The following is a 17,701-nucleotide window of genomic DNA, read 5'->3' as shown; positions in this document are numbered from 1 at the left end:
GGTCTGTGTGGTTTATGGGAGCTATAAGCTGAAAATATTTCGTTTCGATTGACACAGAGGTCTGGTCGCGCATGTACGAGTATCCAACGCAGAAGCGCGTCGAGCGCCCAACGCCGGAGCCTTCGCTGCGTCGAAACGTCGATACGAAACCAACTGCGGCTTCGGGCCCGATCATCACCCCTGGCAATGTCTTTCTCTGGTTGCGTCGTGGGCTCTTTGTCATTCTGCTCTTCGCTATTCTCGGCGCGGCGGCCGGGATCGCCTTCGGCACCCTAACCAAGCCGCGCTATACGGCCTCTATGGATATCCTGCTGCCGCCGCCCTCAGGTCAGGTCCTTCCAAATGAGTTGACGGTTCCCGCCCTTCAGAGCGAAGCTCAAATCCTCGACATATCCAGCAAAATTCTGCTGCTCAACTCCGGCAACGTTCTGCGACGGACGGTCGAGCGCGAGCAGTTGCAGGAGCTTCCGGAGTTCAACCCATCGCTCGAACCCGGTTTCAATCTGATGGACGTGCTCGGTCTCGCCAGTCCGCAGCCCCCAGGGGATCAAACATTGACGGCGATGCGAATTCTCGACAAGCGCATCAAGGTTGGCCGCGAAGGTGGAACCTATCTCATCAACATCAGCCTTTGGACGCGCGATCCCGAGCGGTCGGTCAAGATACTGGCGACACTCGCAGAATCTTTCAGGCAGGAGCTTGAGGCTACGCGCAGTGATCTTGCCAAGAGCGCGAGCACGGCGCTTGCGACGCGCCTTGAAGAGTTGAGGCGTGCTGCGACAGACGCAGCCAATGCGGTCGTGGAGTTCCGGCAGAAAAACAATCTTCAGGATCTCGGCAGTGCAGGCTCCGTTAATGTTCAAAGTCTCTCGCAGCTCAACACGCGGTTGAATGATGCCAATTCCAGGCTGCAGGAGGTCAAGGCGCGCTACAATAAGTTGAGCCAGCCTTCGGCAAATGGGGGCACTGGGGCCAGTTCGCTGTCGTCACCGCTTCTCGATACGCTGCGATCGCAGTATTCCGTTCTCAAACAGCAATATGACGAGCTGGCACTGACCTATGGGGAACGGTATCCAAAGCTTGCCGCATCGAGGGCGCAGCTGGCGACGCTCAGAGCGGAAATCGCTCGCGAGACAGAACGCATCTTGCAAAGCGTCAAGCTTGAGATGGACCAGGCGCAAAGCGCTGTCGATTCTCTGCGCAGCCAGATCAATACGGCTCAGAGCCGGGTTTCGACCGACGATGCGGCGCAAGTCGAATTGCAGGATTTACAGAGAAATGCCGAGGCTAAGGCAGCGCTCTACGATACGTTCCTGAAGCGCGCGGGCGAAACCGGAGAGCAGGAGCAGCTCAACGTTTCCAATCTCCGCATCGTCACCGAGCCAGTACCGCCTGAGAAGCGCAGCTTCCCTCCTCCGACTTCGCTGCTTGCGATCGGTGGCCTGATCGCCGGGATCCTGCTTGGTGCGTTTTTCGTCGTCGCAGGTCGGACGTTGATTGAACTCAGACGCAACGACTGGCGGTTCGAGCGGATTATGTGATGCAGGTAACCACAATCTCGCCAGCTCAACTCAGCGGACAGCATATGAAGGTCAGAGTTGCGACCTTCGTAGCGATCTTCCTGTTCTACTTCATCACCACGAACCCGTTTATCGACCTTGTGAAGTTGCAATCTGCGGGAACGGATATTGTATCGGGGTCAAACTTTCTCAATCAGATGACGTTTCTGCTGATTACGTCTCTGACCATCTATGCCGCCCTGAACCATCCTATGCGCTCGCAGATTTGCCAGCCGAGAGTTTTGATCATTGCGCTTCTCGGTTGGTTTTTCATCTCGTCTGCGCTGTCGAACTATCCCATCGATGCGATCAAGCGGACGATCCTGGCGACCCTGACCTTCTTCAACGCAGGCATGTTCCTGCTTCTTCCCCGATCCGAGGAGCAATTCGCGCGACTGATGCTTTACGGTACCGCCATCACGCTCGGGGTGGCTTATTTCGGCGTTGTTTTTCTGCCCCGGCTTTCGATCCATCAGGCGGCCGAAATTGTCGAACCGATGAATGCGGGTTACTGGAGGGGCCATTATGCACACAAGAACCTCACTGCTGCGGTGATGCTGCAGATCACATTTTTCGGGCTCTACTTCCGCAGTGCAGGATGGAAGAAAAGCGGCATCGTCATTACCGTTCTGGCCGTGTTCTTTCTTATGCACACCGGGGGTAAATCATCGACTGCGATGCTGCCTATGATCCTCGTTCTGCAATGGATATTCGAGAGGGTTCGCTGGACGCGGTGGTTCATCGCGGTGGGCGGTATCGTCGCCTTCAACACTCTGATCCTTGGCGCCACCCTATCATCGGATTTTCGAAGCCTGGTGGCCTCGGTCGGCATTGATCCGACCTTCACCAACCGCTCCGATATCTGGAAGATCGCCTTTGACGCGATCGCCCAATCCCCAATCCTCGGCTATGGCTTCCAAGGCTTCTGGCAAACGCCTGACCTGACGCATAGCCCTGCCGGTCTCGAGACCTGGGCAGTCCGGGCTTTCAACGGACATAACGCTTATGTGGATACGCTCCTGACGACAGGGATTCCGGGGTTGCTGCTGGCGCTGACGCTCGTCATTCTGGTGCCGATGCGGGCGATCGCGCGGCTGGACCTGGTGCCACCAAAAAATGATCCGGCATTGACGCGCCTCTTCCAGCGCACCTGGCTTTGCGTGCTCTACTCCGCCTGCCTCGAGGCTATTTTCTTCCAGAATGGCAGCCCGGTGTTTTTCGTTTTTCTTGTCTCCATTTTCGGCTTGGTCCTGCAGTCCAGGATGAGCCTCGTCAAAGAACCGGTTGTGACCAAGGAGGAAAGCCATGGCGTTTTTATCCAAAGTCAGTGATAAGCTTGATTATCTGCGAGACCGTGTTGCCGAACGGGCTGTGCGCGCTCTGCCCGCCTCGACGCTGAACGTTGCTTGCCGCCGTCCCGTCGTGTCCTTCACCTTCGACGATGTGCCTTGTACGGCGTTGAGCGCGGGCGCGAGAATTCTTGAGGAAAACGGGGTGCGCGGCACGTTTTACATTGCCGGAGGTCTCCTCAATCGTGTGGAGCCTGACCGCAATATAATCTCTGAGGAAGGATGCCGGGAGCTTGCTGCTGCGGGCCATGAACTCGGCTGCCATACTTTCGGGCACGAAATCGTCCACACGCTGCCAAGACGGTCTTTGCGTGAAAATCTGTGTCGCAACGCCGCTTTGCTGGATAGCTTTGAGCCAGCGGTCGCGAAGCGAAACTTTGCCTATCCCTATAATCAGGGGTCGCTGTGGCATCGGCAACTCTTTGCCGATCGTTATCAGACAGCGCGTGGCGGCGGAGATCGCATCAACCGGGGCAAGGTCAATCGCGGCTTTCTCTGGGGAATGGAAATTCGCCAGCCGGAACAGGACGCCCTTGCGTTGGTTCGTCAGATTGACGCAGTGGTGAAAGAGCCGGGCTGGCTGGTGTTCTTCACGCACGATGTTAGCGATACGCCGACACCCTATGGATGCACGCCTTCGACCTTTTCCACATTGGTGCGCTATGCCGTTTCGAGCGGCTGCCTCGTTCTGCCGGTTCGTGATGCTCTTCAGCATGTGGAGAGTTGAGATGAGGCAATGAGCGCGACGCTTCTGGCAATCAACAATTACCACTACCGCCGTGGCGGGGCAGACGCGATTTTTCTTGATCAGATGGAGATGTTCGCCCGCTCCGGGTGGAATGCCGTGCCCTTTTCCATGCAGCACCCAGACAATCTGCCATCGGAGTGGTCGCCCTTTTTCGTTCCCGAGATCGAGTTCGGTCGTCAAGGCGGTCTGATGACGAAGATCGGTCACGGGCTGGAGATCATCTATTCTCGCAAGGCGCGACAAAGCCTGGCCGCATTGATTGACCGCGTGAGGCCGGACGTGGCGCATGCTCACAACGTCTATCACCACATTTCTCCGGCGATCTTTCCGCTCCTGAAAAAGCGGGGAATTCCCACTGTGATGACGGTACATGATCTGAAGCTCGCCTGTCCTTCTTACAAAATGCTGGCGCCGGATGGCGTCTGCGAAAGATGCAAGGGCGGTCGCATCTATAATGTCCTCCTTCACCGCTGCATGAAAGGTTCTGTGGCGTTAAGCGGCCTCGTCATGGTGGAAACGGCGGTGCATCGCGCGCTCCGTCTCTATCGCGATCATATCGATAAGCTCGTGGTTCCAAGCCAGTTCTACAAGCAGAAGTTGATGGAATGGGGATGGCCGAAGGATAAACTGGTCCATATCCCGAACTTCGTTGACCATGCGATCAGCGAGCAGAGCTTCGCCGTCGAGGAGGGTGATTACTTCCTGTTTGCCGGGCGCCTGGCGCCGGAGAAGGGCGTGGACACTCTCATCCGCGCGGCGGCACGGTCGGGGAAGCGTCTGCGTATTGCCGGCACAGGACCGGAAGAGGCAGAGCTTCGGGCGCTGGCGCAGAGGGAAAATGCCGATGTTCAGTTCCTCGGCTATCTCAGCGGTCGCGCCTTGCATGAGACCTTGGCCGGTGCCAAGGCGCTCGTTCTTCCGTCCGAATGGTATGAAAATGCGCCGGTCAGTATTCTGGAGGCCTACGCCCTTGGGCGCCCGGTGATCGGAACGGATATCGGTGGCATTCCCGAACTGATCCAGCCCGGCCAGACAGGTCTTATCGCGGCGCCTGGCGATAGGGATGATCTTGCACGGGCACTGATCGCCATGGACCTATTCTCGGCATCCGAACGCAACGATATGGGAAAGCGTGGTCGGGCCTGGGTAGAGGCGGAGTTTTCGCGCAACGCATTTTTTGAGAGGACGCTGACCCTCTATCGAAGTCTCGGGGTCTCAGCGCCCTACAGCGGCAGGTAGTAATTTAGATAGTTATAATGTTATATATGTTTGAAGGGTTTCGTCAATATAATGGCGGTAAGGTTGGGGATACGCGGCAGCGTGAAAACTGCCTGCCGGTAGCTGCTGTCATAGCTGTGCCGTAGGAGTGGGGTTGGATGCCCGGGAGCAAGCGAGTGGTGGACTATGCGGCGTCGAAACAGACGACGGCACTTCGGGCGCGCAGCAATGCCGACGAGGTCCACTTTCCCAATCTGGATGGGGTTCGCCTATGCATGATCGGTCTGCGCGGCGTGCCGGGGGTTCCCGGTGGCATCGAAACTCATGTTGAGCAACTTGTCCCAGGGCTGGTAGAAAGAGGCGCAGACGTTCACGTCTATGCGCGCCAAAATTATGTTGCCGGTGAAGTGCCTTACGTCTGGCGCGGCGTCACCGTCCATCCGACATGGGCGCCGAGCAACACGCGACTGGAGGCCATAGTCCATACGCTGCTGGCTCTCTTCAAAGCCAGAATGCTCAAGCCCGACATCGTCCACATTCATGCCGTCGGTCCCTCGCTCGTGGCACCTTTGGCGCGGATGATGGGGATGAAAGTCGTCTTCACTCATCACGGCTATGATTACGATCGCGAGAAATGGAACGCGCTGGAAAAGAAAGTTCTGCGTCTTGGCGAGTGGGCGGGCATGCGGTTTGCCCAAGGCCGCATCGTCGTCGCCAAACATATTGCCGATGCGATGCAGGCGAAGTTCAATCGCAGCGTCCATTTCATTCCCAATGGCGTGCAGATCGATATCGGCGCCGCAGATGATGGCGTTCTGGATGAATTCGGACTGACGAAAGGCCGTTATGTCCTGCTGGTTGCGCGCCTTGTCGTAGAGAAGCGCCAGATGGATTTGATAGATGCGTTTCTGCGTGCCGACATGCCGGGCACCAAGCTTGTTCTCGTCGGCGGCGGCGATGCCAGAAGTGATTACGCAGAGAGATTGCGTGCACGTGCGAAATCTCATCCGAACATCGTGCTGACGGGATCGCAATCGGGCGCGCGGCTTGGGGGGCTTTTTGCCAATGCCGGCCTGTTCGTTCTCCCGTCCAGCCATGAGGGGATGCCGATCGCACTTCTCGAAGCGCTGGCCTATGGTTTGCCAGTACTGGCAAGCGATATCGAAGCCAATCTGGCGCTCGAACTGGATGCAGGCTCGTATTTCCCCCTGGGAGACATTTCCGCACTTGCCCAAGCAATGCAGGCAAAGTTGTCGGAGCGTCCGGCCGCCGCCCAGGCTTCTGTTGAGATGGGAGAGACTGGCAGCACGATCATGTCTCGCTACAATTGGAACAGCATCTGTGAGCAGACGGCTTCTCTCTATCTGTCCGTTCTGAAGCGCAACTGACGCTACAGCATAGGCCCCGAAAATCGGAACCTTTGAGAAAGCACGATGCGTAGATCCAAGGAGTTAGAGCGTCTTTTGTGGGTTCCAAGGACGCTTTGCACACTAGACTGAATCGACACTCCTCATACCTTCCAGACATGCAGCCGTCATAAACCGTCGAGGCGGTTGAACGATCAGCGTCTTCAAGCGTTGCTTTTCACACGCAACGGTGAGGAGCGCTGGGTTGGTTTTCGATGCGAGCGAGGCAATGAGCCGGTTTGGAGAGAGCCACACGACCGTCGTTTTGTGGCAGCGTTTCGAAGTCTCTCACAGGGAGATGTTCGACTCCCTCAAGAGTGCGATTGAATTTGTCCGGGGCAATAGTTTTCGCCCAACTCGCGTTGAACTGCATGTCCATCGAGGCGGGCACGACGTGCTGATTGCCGGTGATGAACTTGCACAGCTTCTACAGGAACATGCAGGGCAAAAAGCCTGACGAAACAGTGCTGGGCCACCCGAGCCTGAGGACGAGGCGAAGCCCTGCTTTCGTGCTCGATCCCCGCATGCCTCTGCGGTTATCAGCCGCTTAGCGTGCTTTCTTGCGTTCCAACGGTCATCATGTTGCCACGCCATGAGACTGAAGACCCCATCCAGCTTCTTGCCCAGATGAGCGGTAGCAACGCGTCCCGCATGATCACGGTTGGAAAGGCTTGTCCACGAGACATGCCATCCTTTGAGCTTGGCGAGCGCCAACTCCGGGAGATAGAAGAGCCCGAGGATCGCTACCGTGATTGCCACGATTGTCTTGCTATCCGCCCCCGCCAGCATAGCGGCGGCCAGTGCAAGAAGGAGAGGAGGAATGCCTCCGACGAGGATCTCCGGCGCGAAGAATTGCGGGAAGGTTACTCGCCGCAAACGCGCCCAGCGTGCCTGCCTAGACCAGACTTCCGCGAAGCTGCGCGTACCGAGCGGCTGCTCGAAGGGGGCTGGTGCGAGGTGAACTTTGCGCCCGCTTGCACGGATAAGCTTGGTGGCTGCGGCATCTTCGGCAATTTCGGCGCCAAGGGCTTCAATGCCGCCGAGTGAATCGAGGAGCGGCTTGTTCCAAAGCATCGTCTTGCCCTGTGCGAAGCCCTGGCCCAATGTCTCTGCCGCATATTGGTACCGGCACTGGAAGGTGTTGAGGAATGTGCATTCCAGCTCCGACCAGATATCGGCTGGCCGGGAGCCGAGGGGCGGGGAGCAGACAAGGCCGCTATCTTTGCGCCACGCGCCCATCAAGGTCGTAATGTAATGATCGGGCATCAGCACGTTCGAATCGGCGAGAATGACCCATTCGCTTGTGGCTGCACGCCATCCTTTTACGCAATTGTTCAATTTCGGATTGGCGCTGATCCTATCATCACCCAGCAGCAATGTAGCCTGGATGTGAGGAAAGGCGGCAATGTTCGATTTGACGTGAGGGATAACTGGGTCTGCGCTATCCGCCACGCAGAAGATGATTTCGTAGTTTGGCCAATCCAGCTGAAAGGCATGCGGGATCGTCAGTGCAGTGAAATTCTCCACGCCGCGTAGTGGGACGACAAGGGAGACTGGCGGTTGGTTCTGCTGCGCCGCACTCCCTCTTGCGGTCGATTTCACACGAACGGCCGTCAGACCTATGCTCAACAGGTGGACGAAGATCAGCGCAAAGGCGATTACGGCAAGAGCGATGTCCATGTGCAACTCCACACATCCGGATCGTCTGCCCGGCGTTTATGTCCCTATCGCAAGTATAACGCTTTCATGACAGATCAATGTCATATGGCAGCCATCTGTCATATAGCGTTCATTCTGCTGTGGATGGCGGATACCGTACTCCCGCCATCCTGTTACGCGCTGCTCAAAACTATCGTGTCATACCCCAGACATAGCCCACAAGTGCTGCCAGTCCCAATGCTTGAAGAGGACGCTTACGGACCTGGCGGATCACCTTGCTCTGAGCGGACTGAATTTCGCTGCGGGTGATGCGTGCCGATGCGGAAAGCGCTTCCTGGGCCGACTCTGTGATGCGTCCAAGTTCAGAGCGAAGTGCTCTCACTTCTTCGATGGCATGGTCGGTTGCCGGTGTGTCTTGGCGTGCTTTGACGGCAGCAAGGGCCTCATCCACTTTTGGAGCCTCCTCCGTATCCTGCTCTTCTTCGGGCGCGGATGTCGATGTGGCTGTCGTTGTGGTTGTGTGGGACACGGGATCGGAGGCAGGGAAGGTGTCTTCGAGCCCCTTTTGAAGATCTCCTTTGCCGGTGCGCTGTCTTGCCTGCTCTTCATGCAGTGAGGCGACGGCAGGTGAGGTGGAATTTTGGTCGGACATTATTTTGTCTCCGTAAGGGTTCGTCGTCTCAACTTCTCAGACGCGGGAGGGTTCCGGTTCGATCAGGTATGATTAAGCGTCGCCACCTGCTTTCATCGTCGCGTCAACAGACAACTTGGGGATCATGCCCCGCTCTACGTCCGGGCGATCACGCTCTACCTCAATGACGGTGTAGAGCGTCTCGTCACGGAAAGCGCTGGCAAAGCGGGTGGAGACGTCCTCGAAAGGCTGCGCAGTCGCCGCGGAGGCATCAGGCTGTGCCTCGGTCGCGACGATACGCGCATCGCCTGACGACCGGGCGGCGACCAGGACTTCTCCATAGGAGGCGCCTTTATCCCAGTGTGGGTCGTCTGCCTTTGCCACGGGAGCCAGCTTGTAGACGTTAAGGCTTTCGGATTGCTGCAATCGGCTGACGGAGCCGACCTCATTTGAGCCAACTGCGTGAGGTGGATCGGACATCTGAAGTTTCTCCCTATTCTTCTGACCGAACCGCAGACGGACAAGGCGGTTCCTTTACGGCCCCGCTTTGTCCAGTCTCAACCGTTAAGATCAGATCATGATCTCGCCACCGGTGACCGGGATGACGGCAGCAGTCATGTAGCTGCCGCGATCCGATGCCAACAGAACGTAGGCGCCGGCAAGCTCGGCGGGCTGTCCAGCGCGTCCGATCAATGTCTGCTCACCGAAGGTCTTGGTCTTCTCCACGCCCATGGTGGACGGGATGAGAGGCGTCCAGATCGGGCCAGGTGCAACGGCGTTTACGCGGATACCCTTTTCAGCGACCATCCCGGCGAGCCCGGCCGTGAAGTTCAGCACAGCACCTTTGGTGGAGGCATAGGCAAGCAGCTGAGGTGAGGGCTGCTTCGACTGGATCGAAGCGGTGTTGATGATCGAGCTTCCAGACTTCATGTGTGGGACAGCGGCCTTCGACAGGAAGAACGGCGCATAAATATTGGTCTTGAAGGTCTCGTCCCACTCAGCGGAATCGATGTCGGCGATATCCGCATATGTGCGCTGGAATGCAGCGTTGTTAACGAGGATATCGATCTTGCCGAATTCCTCGACGGTGCGCTGCACGAGGGATTTGCAATGGTCTTCCGAGGTGATGTCGCCAGGAACGGCCACCACTTTGCGACCGGCTTCTTCCACCCATTTCACGGTGTCGCGTGCGTCCTCTTCCTCGTCGAGATAGGAGATGACGAGATCGGCGCCTTCACGTGCAAAGGCGATTGCGACGGCCTTACCGATACCGGAATCCCCACCGGTAATCAGAGCGACTTTGCCGCTCAGGAGGCCGCTACCCTTATAGGAATGCTCGCCATGATCAGGCTTTGGCTCCATCTGACCGGTGGTCCCGGGCGGCGTCTGCTTTTGTTCAGGATAGGGCGGGGAAGGGTGGCGAGTCTCGGCATCCATGTCTGTGCTCCACAATTGTTGACGAAGCCCAAACACGTTTTAGCAAATGCAGTTCCCTCCAAGCTTTAGCGAACCCTCAAGTGTCTGTGGCGTTGCCGCAGTCGGAGTTCGATTGATCCGGCACGCGGGACACTTGTCTCACGACCCAGCTATCCCGAGTACAGCGGGCTTGGCCGCGTGCCTTGCCAGAGCATCGGCTCGTTCATTCCATGGCAGGCCTACATGACCCTTGCACCATGCAATCTCGATCATGTCGCAGCGTGTCAGGCACGCGTCGAGTGCCCTCCAAAGATCGCTATTGGGGACGTCTCTGCTGCGACCTTTGCCATTCGGTGCACGCTTTCTCCAACGGTTCGTTCTCCAAATATGGCGCCATTTGTTGCACCCCGTCACCGTGTAGGAAGAGTCCGACCAGATCGTCGCTGCCTCCCCGATCGCATTCACCTCCAGCCAGCGTAAGGCTTCAAGAACGGCAACGAGTTCCGGCGCGCTGTTGTCGGCGCAGCTTATGCTGCCGGACCGGGAGCCTATATGGACGTCATTGCGGACCGCAATCACGCCCCAACCGCCCAGGCGCTTGAGCGGGTCATATGAGCCGTCGACGAAGAGCTGGAGGTTGTGTGGCGTAGAGGGCGTCGTCATAGGCTGGGAATCTTTCGGTCACTGGTCGGGGCGATGCTCATAACGCGGCTAATGCAGGCATGCTTCACCCTTGCTACAGCAAGCCCAACGCAGGAAATACACCGTTGTGCCTTTTTCCTCGGCAGAGTTCTAAAAATGAACTGCTCCCAAACAGCAAGCTATGCGTTTACGCATACCTCACCTGCGATAAAGACCATTTATTATGCCGAGAATTATGGGTAGTTTCTAACAATCGAAGCGATGCACCTCCTCCCGCAAAGCTTCGAGTTGCAAATGTCCTTATCCTCCTCCCAAAGGGCATTTGTTAGAGCAGCAGCACTCCTCCTCCCAGTTGCTGTTCGATTCTTTTCGAAAGCCTGCCGCACCTCCTCCCGCGGCAGGCTTTTTCGTTTTCAGCGTTTTTGTTTGCGGCGCAGGGTGACGAAGGTCACGACAGCAGCCACTAGGCCATACATCGTCCACTTGAAGGGAAGAGCATCCGCGGTTTCACTGCGGATCGGCAGAACGGTCACGGTGCCGGGAGAGGATTCGTATCCGGCTTTGCCTTCCGCTTTCGCCTGTTCGATCTGCTGAGGCGAGACGGCCCATTCCGCGCCTCGCGACTTATCCAGCATCATGAAAGCCGCTCCGACAGCGATGCCGACGATGATGGCCACGACCAAGCTTCTGATATTTTGCATGTTTTACTCCTGATTTGCAGGAGCTTCTCTACAGCATCGAGGGGAAAATCGGAATCGATTTGACATGTTTGTGTGCTACTGGGCAGCAGTTCGCCCTGGCCTGTAACGTAGCGAAATCCTACAGCATCGCCCCGAAAATCGGACTCGATTTTCGGAAAGCACAATGCGTCGATTCAGAAAAGGCAAAGCATGCTTTGTGCGTCCAACAGGAGGCACAGCGCTTTAGCTGGTGTGCGGCGGTTGCCGTCGCTAACTGCTGCATGAAGTCGAGCAGGTCTGAGGTGAGGCGTGGGCCGTCCATCTCAAATTCAAAGGTTCAATATATCTTGATCGCTTTTAAACTATCGCAATTTCGCCCAAGAATAAGATAAGACGGAGATATTGAGTAATAAGGAACATGTCGGGATGCGCTTGAAGCCCCTTTTCTTCAGCCTTGTCATCGGAATTGCCACCGTCGCGCAAGCGCGCGAGCCCTCGCAGATGCCGGTGCTGGAAGCAACTGCACCCGAGGCAGAAGCGGCCGCTCTCAGCGCACAGTTCCTGGAGCGTTATGCATACCGTCCTGTGCCGTTGAACGATGCGCTCTCCGTCAAGGTGATGAACAAGTATATCAAGTCGCTCGACCCGGACCGTATGCTCTTCACGCAGGGCGATATTGATGGCTTTGCCAAGGACAGCAAGAAGATCGACGACGCGATCCTGAACAAGAATCTCGACATCCCGTTCTCGATGTTCAAGATTTACAATCAGCGTGTGGTCGAGCGGATGACCTATGCCCGCAGCCTGCTGAAGAACGGCTTCGATTTTACGGTTCAGGAAGACTACCCGCTGTCGCGCGAGGATGCGCCTTGGGCAAAAACGGAAGAAGAGGCCAACGAACTCTGGCGCAAGCGGGTGAAGAGCGATTGGCTCAGACTGAAGCTCGCCGATCAGGACGAAGCGAAAATCCGCGACACGCTCGACAAGCGTTACAAGAACATTCTCGACCGAGTCGAGACCTATAAGGCCGATGACGTTTTCCAGTCCTTCATGGCCGCGTTCACCACGGCGGTCGATCCCCACACCGATTATTTCAGCGCCAAAGCATCGGCTGAATTCGATATCTCTATGAAGCTCTCTTTGGTGGGCATCGGTGCCGTGCTGCAGGAGCGCGACGGCTATACGACGATCCGCGAGCTCGTGGCCGGCGGACCAGCGCAACTCTCCGGCAAACTCGCTGTCGGTGACCGCATCATCGGTGTCGGCCAAGGCGAAGAAGGTTCGATCAAGGAAGTCGTCGGAACGCGTCTCGACGAGGTCGTGCAGATGATCCGCGGCGAAGCAGGATCTATGGTGCGCCTGGACATTCTGCCGGCCGATGCCGGAAATGCCAGCGGTCACCGGGTGATCAACCTGGTCCGCGATAAGGTCAGCCTCGAGAAGCAGGCGGCCAAAAAGTCTGTTGTTCCCGTGAAACTTGGCGACCAGACATTGAAGATTGGCGTCATCGCACTGCCGACCTTCTATGAGGACTTTGAGGCGCGGCGTGCTGGCGACAAGAACTACAGAAGCGCCAGCCGCGACGTCGAAAAGCTTCTCGTCGAATTGAAAGAGGAAAAGGTCGACGGCGTCGTCATGGACTTGCGCGACAATGGTGGCGGCTCTCTGGCTGAAGCCATCGATCTCACCGGGTTGTTCACCGGCAAGGGCCCGGTGGTTCAGCAGCGCAATGCAGCTGGCAAGGTCGAGGTCGAGAATGATGACCGCTCCACGCCGGTTTGGGATGGCCCGCTCGGCGTTCTGATCAATCGCGGTTCGGCGTCTGCATCGGAGATTTTTGCGGCCGCCATTCAGGATTATGGACGTGGCGTCATCGTCGGTGACCCGAGCTTCGGCAAGGGCACGGTTCAGACTGTTGTCGATCTGGACAGGGTTGCTGGTAAGCAGGAGCCTGAACTCGGCCAGCTTAAGTTGACGATTGCCCAGTTCTTCCGGATCGATGGTGGTACGACGCAGTTGCGCGGCGTGACGCCTGACATTAATACGCCAAGCGTGCTGGACCCCAAGACGCTCGGTGAATCCAGCTATGACAACGCCTTGCCATGGACGACGATCAAGCCTGCGAAGTACAAGAAGCTTGGCGATATGTCGGCACTCGTGCCCGAACTGGAAAGCCGCCATGAAGCGCGCATCAAGAACGATAAGGATTATCAGCGCTTCGTCGAAGATGCCGCAGAACTGAAGGCCCAGCGAGAGAAGAAGACGATCTCTCTTAACGAGGCGGAGCGCCGTAAGGAGATGGCCGCAGTGGCAGCAAAGCTCAAAGCGCGCCAGGAAGCCGGCGTCGTCGTGCCAGAACTCGATGACGGACTGCAAGCCAACGAACGAAGCCTCAGCGCCAACCTTGCTTTGGAAAATGCGCGGAAGAACGCGAAAGACGTGCTTCAGACCGAAGCGGCTGCCATCGTGGCTGATGTAGCGAATATCCTGCCTGGTAAGGAAAAAGCTGCGCGTTAAAATCCGAAGCGGATGGATGGATCTGCAGCGTCGGCCTGACAATCGATTTCGACTTGAAGGCCGAGGCGGCTATTCGAGGGCAAGGGCATTCCTTGTTAGCATTGTTCATGGCGCTCTTGGTGTCCGATGATATCGGGCGGTACCGGTGACTGGCAGCTTGAATGTTGCCTTCCCCTTTTCGCTGAGACAGCCGACACGAGCTCGTGACTGGCGAGAAAACCATTAACCTTGCCAAGGTAATTGTTCCGCCTGATAACTGTGCCTGCATTCTTGCCGATATACAGTATCGGCTTACTGCAAACGGAACCCCCTATGACGGCGCGCCTTAACCACTTCAAGCTTGTCGGTCCTGTTGCCTTTATTGTCGGGCTTTTGTTGCTCGGACTGGCTGCTATTTTGTTTCTCGGTGCGGACCGCTTGGATGCCGAGGCGAAGGCGCGGCAGCAGACGATGGTCGAGCGCAATGTCGCGATCTGGATGTCGGATATGGAGGTCGTTCTGACGTCCTGGACGATCTGGGATGAGGCGATCGACAAGCTCAACAACAATTTCGATCTGGGCTGGGCAGAGCGCAATCTCGGTCAGTCGGTGATCGGCACATCGAATGTGCGCTCGCTTGCCGTCATCGACGGCAACGACCAGATTATCTACGCCAAAACAGCGGATGATTTTGCCAACCATTCTTTTCTGAAACAGGAACCGAGCGCGCTTGTCGCGGCGGCGCGGCCGTTGATTGACTCGGTGCGTGCGCGGGAGCATCAGCCCAAGAAGAAAGGAATTCCTGACCGGATCGCCTCCAGCAAGATCGAAGTTGTGGGGAACGACGCTCTCCTGCTGACAGCCAGTCTTTTCCAGCCAGACATAGGGACTGTCGTCCCCAATACCGAACGCGCGCCAATCTTGGTTTCGGCTATCCCGATTGCTGGCAGCCTTCAGGCGTTTTTCGGTGAACGCTTCATGCTTGACGATGCAGCCGTCGAGCCGGCCGAACGGGTTAAACCCGACCGTGCCTTGGTGGATATCGCCGTTGCGCCAAACGGCCAGGTTCAGGTCCTGTCATGGCGGGCAAACACGCCGGCCCATGATCTTCTGCGCCAGTCATTGCCCTTCGCTGCGGCCACGCTCTGTATCTTCACCGTCAGTTGTGCGCTTGCAATTTCGACATCGCGGCAGGCGCTGACTATGCTCGTAGACGCGGAAAAGCGCATGCGGCATGCGGCGACGCATGATTTTCTCACAGGGCTTGCCAACAGAACGCTGGTATCGACCAAGTTTACCCAGCTGTCGGAACACGGGCCCCTAACAGTCGTCTGCATCGATCTTGATGGTTTCAAGGCGATCAACGATCGCTTCGGTCATGCCGATGGCGACGACCTGTTGAAGCAGGTTGCCGAGCGCTTGCGTGGCGGATGCGCCACGAACGACGTTTGCTTTCGCCTCGGAGGCGACGAATTTGCGGTGATGATGCCAAAGGTTTCGGAAGAGGAGGCGGATAGCCGTTGCCGTCAGTTGGCAGCGCTTATTTCCAAGCCTTACGAAGTCAACGGCACGATCATGACGGTTGGAGCATCCTACGGAATGAGCAGGGTTATGGCAGGGGAGACCTCACCGGATCCTGTCTTCAGACGTGCAGACGAGGCGCTTTATATTGCCAAGCGTCTCAATCGCGGTGCGGCTTCTCCATTCCGAGACGACGTAGATCTGGCAGCATCCTCGTCTTGATCCTTGGGACGCTTCCGCGCAGGTGGCCATCAGGCGTCAAGGACAATCGTCTTTAAGGTGCGAATGATCTGCGGGCTGGTTTGTCTGCGCTGTTCGGGCGCAAAACCGAATGCCACCAGAGAAGGATCCTCTGCGGAAGAGGCACTGCCCGAGGCATGGATTTCGTGGATGCCGGTTGCGGCCAGAAGCTCCGGAACGAGATCGGCCGTTACACCACCGCCCGGCATGATGCTGATGCGACCATTCGCCTGATGCGCGAGGCGCTTCAGCGTTTCCATTCCAAGCAAGACGTTCTTTGCGCAGCCTGAGGTCAGAATGCGGGAAATACCGAGATCTATCGCGGTCTCAAGCGCTTCGATCGGATCGCTCACCATATCAAAGGCCCGGTGAAGGCTGATGTCCAGACCGGAGGCCGCTTCGATCAACCTCTCCAGAACCTGTCGGTCGAGGCGGCGATCTGGAGTGGTTGCACCGATGACGACGCCGGGCAAACCGAGCTCCTGCGCCTGTGCAATATCCGCCTCCATGATGGCGACATCGGATGCATCGTAGATGAAGTTTCCGGCTCTTGGGCGGATCAGCGGATAGACAGGGATCGGGCTCGTTCTCTTCGCGTGTCGCATCAGTCCGTAAGACGGCATCAGTCCGCCAACGCCAAGCGCGGAGCAAAGCTCGATGCGGTCTGCGCCGCCTTCGATCGCTGCGGCGAGACCCTCTGCGCTGTCGACGCAAATCTCCAGCCGCCGCGCGGTATGATCAGCCATGATGTTCGCTTCCTTGTTGGGTCGGGAGGTCGTCCTTAACAGACGGTCGCTTGTGAAGGAAGCTGAGGAGTGCCACGCCGCAGAGGCCCGCAAAGGCGCCGAGCATTGCCGTGTGAGAATAATCGCTCACAGCCGTTCCGACTGAGAAGAGCAGCGAACTCAAGCCACCGGCCAGAAAAATATTGACGGCAATCAGCGAGCTCCCGAGACCGGCGCGCCGCGCGATGAGGTTTTGCAGATAGGTGATCGGCAAGGAAATGATACCGGCTGCGCCGAGGCCCGAGAGAGGTGTCAGCAGATAGACCGTCATCGGGTCTTGCGCCAGCCCAAGACCGAGCATGTAGGCGCAATAGAGGAGCGCACTTGCGGCTATGGCGACCGCAGCCGATGTCTTGGTTTCCACCCACCCCCAAAAGAAGATGAAGACGATTTCGAGGAGAGCGACAATGCCGACGATCGCGCCCACATCGGCCGGTTGCCCGCCAGCCTTTCCTGTGACGACCAGCGGCAGCACAATGCCGTTGACATGAAGGGTGGATGAGATCAGCGCAATGGCAAGGACGAAGGGCCAGATCTGGCGTGTGCCGAGATGGCGGATGGATGCCAGGAACGCGTAAGCTGGCTCTTGCCGTTCGGCATGTGCAACGCCGTCTTCCCGCATGAAGCGGGCGAAGAGAATGAAACATAGCACGCAGGCGAGTGCTGCCAGTAAAAATGCCGGTAGCATGCTCGATCTGCCCGCGAGCGCATAGCCAACGACGCCCGGCACCAGCACCCAGGAAAGCGAGATGGCGGCGCGGACGGCGGAGTTGACGGCAATGAGATCACGCGGCGGCATGCTGGCGCAGCTTGCGCGAACATAGGCGAAGATCAGCGAGTTGAGTGCGCCATAAACCGGAACGGGGATGAGCAGCGCAAGCGCGAAAGTCCAAACGGTCGGAAAGGCATAGACCACGCCGTAGCCCAACGCCCCGGATATACAGGCTCCGAGAATGGGAAGTTTATAGTGGCCGAGTCGGTCCGAAAGGATGCCCATGCTGATACTGGCCGACACGTTGACCAGCGCGGCAATGAAACTCAGGATCGAGAAAGCCGCATCGGTCAGACCGAGTTCGCGAATGCCGATCAGTGACATATAGGGCGCGGTGGCGGCACCAGTGAAGCCGAAGACGAAGATACCGGCAGCCGAAAGCCGCAACTGGTCATGTCGATAAACAAAGGGCAGCGCCGACAGCATGGATCGTCCACTTAAAGCATGGTTCAAGCAAAAGTGTGGAGCGGTTTTGCGATGACGACATGCGGTAAAACAAGGACCTTAAACGCATGCGAATCTGAAAAATCGCGCACGCTTCAGGCAAGACAGCCTGCGATCACGCAGGATGGTAAGTTA

General features: G+C 57.3%; 15 protein-coding genes and 1 pseudogene. 8 read left to right on the top strand and 8 right to left on the bottom strand.

The features are described from left to right. The first annotated feature begins 71 nt into the window (after positions 1 to 71). The 6 genes from QE408_RS02395 to QE408_RS02370 all read left to right on the top strand — a co-directional run bounded on the left by QE408_RS02395 (position 72) and on the right by QE408_RS02370 (position 6,737). Positions 72 to 1,541, top strand: a complete 1,470-nt coding sequence (locus QE408_RS02395; protein WP_306928234.1) for a GumC family protein — start codon at positions 72 to 74, stop codon at positions 1,539 to 1,541. Further along, positions 1,541 to 2,890, top strand: a complete 1,350-nt coding sequence (locus QE408_RS02390; RefSeq protein ID WP_306928233.1) for an O-antigen ligase family protein — start codon at positions 1,541 to 1,543, stop codon at positions 2,888 to 2,890. Before QE408_RS02395 ends, QE408_RS02390 begins: the two co-directional genes overlap by 1 nt. Continuing rightward, complete coding sequence (locus QE408_RS02385) at positions 2,865 to 3,635, top strand: polysaccharide deacetylase family protein (protein ID WP_306928231.1); 771 nt, start codon at positions 2,865 to 2,867, stop codon at positions 3,633 to 3,635. The genes QE408_RS02390 and QE408_RS02385 overlap by 26 nt, the downstream gene beginning before the upstream one ends. A gap of 9 nt (positions 3,636 to 3,644) precedes the next feature. Further along, positions 3,645 to 4,895, top strand: coding sequence for a glycosyltransferase family 4 protein (locus tag QE408_RS02380; RefSeq protein ID WP_306928229.1), 1,251 nt, complete (start codon positions 3,645 to 3,647; stop codon positions 4,893 to 4,895). A gap of 137 nt (positions 4,896 to 5,032) precedes the next feature. Continuing rightward, positions 5,033 to 6,262 (top strand): glycosyltransferase family 4 protein, encoded by a 1,230-nt coding sequence (locus tag QE408_RS02375; RefSeq protein ID WP_306928228.1) that lies wholly within the window; start codon positions 5,033 to 5,035, stop codon positions 6,260 to 6,262. Positions 6,263 to 6,485: 223 nt separating this feature from the next. Next, a complete protein-coding gene (locus QE408_RS02370) occupies positions 6,486 to 6,737 on the top strand; it encodes a hypothetical protein (protein WP_306928227.1) in 252 nt (83 codons plus the stop codon). 82 nt (positions 6,738 to 6,819) lie between these two features. Here the strand turns inward: QE408_RS02370 and QE408_RS02365 are convergent. From QE408_RS02365 to QE408_RS02340, 6 genes and pseudogenes are all read right to left on the bottom strand, one after another. Further along, positions 6,820 to 7,960 (bottom strand): annotated as a pseudogene (locus QE408_RS02365) (ceramide glucosyltransferase). A 169-nt stretch (positions 7,961 to 8,129) separates the two neighbouring features. After that, positions 8,130 to 8,591, bottom strand: coding sequence for a hypothetical protein (locus QE408_RS02360; RefSeq protein ID WP_306928226.1), 462 nt, complete (start codon positions 8,589 to 8,591; stop codon positions 8,130 to 8,132). A gap of 72 nt (positions 8,592 to 8,663) precedes the next feature. Further along, positions 8,664 to 9,050, bottom strand: coding sequence for a hypothetical protein (locus QE408_RS02355; protein ID WP_306928224.1), 387 nt, complete (start codon positions 9,048 to 9,050; stop codon positions 8,664 to 8,666). Positions 9,051 to 9,140: 90 nt separating this feature from the next. Next, positions 9,141 to 10,007 carry an SDR family oxidoreductase gene (locus QE408_RS02350; RefSeq protein ID WP_306928222.1) on the bottom strand — a complete coding sequence of 289 codons (867 nt, stop codon included), beginning with the start codon at positions 10,005 to 10,007 and terminating at the stop codon, positions 9,141 to 9,143. A gap of 138 nt (positions 10,008 to 10,145) precedes the next feature. After that, positions 10,146 to 10,649: a ribonuclease H family protein gene (locus QE408_RS02345; protein ID WP_306928220.1), complete on the bottom strand. Its 504-nt coding sequence runs from the start codon at positions 10,647 to 10,649 to the stop codon at positions 10,146 to 10,148. A 392-nt stretch (positions 10,650 to 11,041) separates the two neighbouring features. Beyond that, positions 11,042 to 11,329, bottom strand: coding sequence for a hypothetical protein (locus QE408_RS02340; RefSeq protein WP_062424116.1), 288 nt, complete (start codon positions 11,327 to 11,329; stop codon positions 11,042 to 11,044). 405 nt (positions 11,330 to 11,734) lie between these two features. Here QE408_RS02340 and QE408_RS02335 point away from each other — a divergent pair, with 405 nt between their 5' ends. Continuing rightward, positions 11,735 to 13,825, top strand: a complete 2,091-nt coding sequence (locus QE408_RS02335; protein WP_306928215.1) for a carboxy terminal-processing peptidase — start codon at positions 11,735 to 11,737, stop codon at positions 13,823 to 13,825. Between the two features lie 312 nt (positions 13,826 to 14,137). After that, positions 14,138 to 15,547, top strand: a complete 1,410-nt coding sequence (locus QE408_RS02330; protein WP_306928213.1) for a sensor domain-containing diguanylate cyclase — start codon at positions 14,138 to 14,140, stop codon at positions 15,545 to 15,547. 29 nt (positions 15,548 to 15,576) lie between these two features. On the opposite strand, the gene QE408_RS02325 is transcribed toward QE408_RS02330, so the two are convergent. Next, the gene (locus QE408_RS02325; RefSeq protein WP_306928211.1) at positions 15,577 to 16,311 is read right to left on the bottom strand and encodes a copper homeostasis protein CutC; all 735 of its coding nucleotides are present in this window, start codon (positions 16,309 to 16,311) and stop codon (positions 15,577 to 15,579) included. Next, positions 16,304 to 17,548: an MFS transporter gene (locus QE408_RS02320; protein ID WP_306928209.1), complete on the bottom strand. Its 1,245-nt coding sequence runs from the start codon at positions 17,546 to 17,548 to the stop codon at positions 16,304 to 16,306. The genes QE408_RS02325 and QE408_RS02320 overlap by 8 nt, the downstream gene beginning before the upstream one ends. Positions 17,549 to 17,701 lie beyond the last annotated feature (153 nt).

The sequence above is a fragment of the Agrobacterium larrymoorei genome, assembly GCF_030819275.1.
Taxonomy (GTDB): Bacteria; Pseudomonadota; Alphaproteobacteria; order Rhizobiales; family Rhizobiaceae; genus Agrobacterium; species Agrobacterium larrymoorei_B.
The sequence above is the reverse complement of the archived record's forward strand: the minus strand, read 5'-3'. Positions and strand labels throughout refer to the sequence as shown.

Excerpts from the sequence above, each read along its gene's own strand:
- QE408_RS02345 (WP_306928220.1), bottom strand. The coding sequence starts at position 10,649 with ATGACGACGCCCTCTACGCCACACAACCTCCAGCTCTTCGTCGACGGC.
- QE408_RS02350 (WP_306928222.1), bottom strand. The coding sequence starts at position 10,007 with ATGGATGCCGAGACTCGCCACCCTTCCCCGCCCTATCCTGAACAAAAG.
- QE408_RS02395 (WP_306928234.1), top strand. The coding sequence starts at position 72 with ATGTACGAGTATCCAACGCAGAAGCGCGTCGAGCGCCCAACGCCGGAG.
- QE408_RS02335 (WP_306928215.1), top strand. The coding sequence starts at position 11,735 with ATGCGCTTGAAGCCCCTTTTCTTCAGCCTTGTCATCGGAATTGCCACC.
- QE408_RS02385 (WP_306928231.1), top strand. The coding sequence starts at position 2,865 with ATGGCGTTTTTATCCAAAGTCAGTGATAAGCTTGATTATCTGCGAGAC.
- QE408_RS02325 (WP_306928211.1), bottom strand. The coding sequence starts at position 16,311 with ATGGCTGATCATACCGCGCGGCGGCTGGAGATTTGCGTCGACAGCGCA.
- QE408_RS02320 (WP_306928209.1), bottom strand. The coding sequence starts at position 17,548 with ATGCTGTCGGCGCTGCCCTTTGTTTATCGACATGACCAGTTGCGGCTT.
- QE408_RS02355 (WP_306928224.1), bottom strand. The coding sequence starts at position 9,050 with ATGTCCGATCCACCTCACGCAGTTGGCTCAAATGAGGTCGGCTCCGTC.
- QE408_RS02340 (WP_062424116.1), bottom strand. The coding sequence starts at position 11,329 with ATGCAAAATATCAGAAGCTTGGTCGTGGCCATCATCGTCGGCATCGCT.
- QE408_RS02380 (WP_306928229.1), top strand. The coding sequence starts at position 3,645 with ATGAGCGCGACGCTTCTGGCAATCAACAATTACCACTACCGCCGTGGC.
- QE408_RS02375 (WP_306928228.1), top strand. The coding sequence starts at position 5,033 with ATGCCCGGGAGCAAGCGAGTGGTGGACTATGCGGCGTCGAAACAGACG.
- QE408_RS02390 (WP_306928233.1), top strand. The coding sequence starts at position 1,541 with ATGCAGGTAACCACAATCTCGCCAGCTCAACTCAGCGGACAGCATATG.
- QE408_RS02360 (WP_306928226.1), bottom strand. The coding sequence starts at position 8,591 with ATGTCCGACCAAAATTCCACCTCACCTGCCGTCGCCTCACTGCATGAA.
- QE408_RS02330 (WP_306928213.1), top strand. The coding sequence starts at position 14,138 with ATGACGGCGCGCCTTAACCACTTCAAGCTTGTCGGTCCTGTTGCCTTT.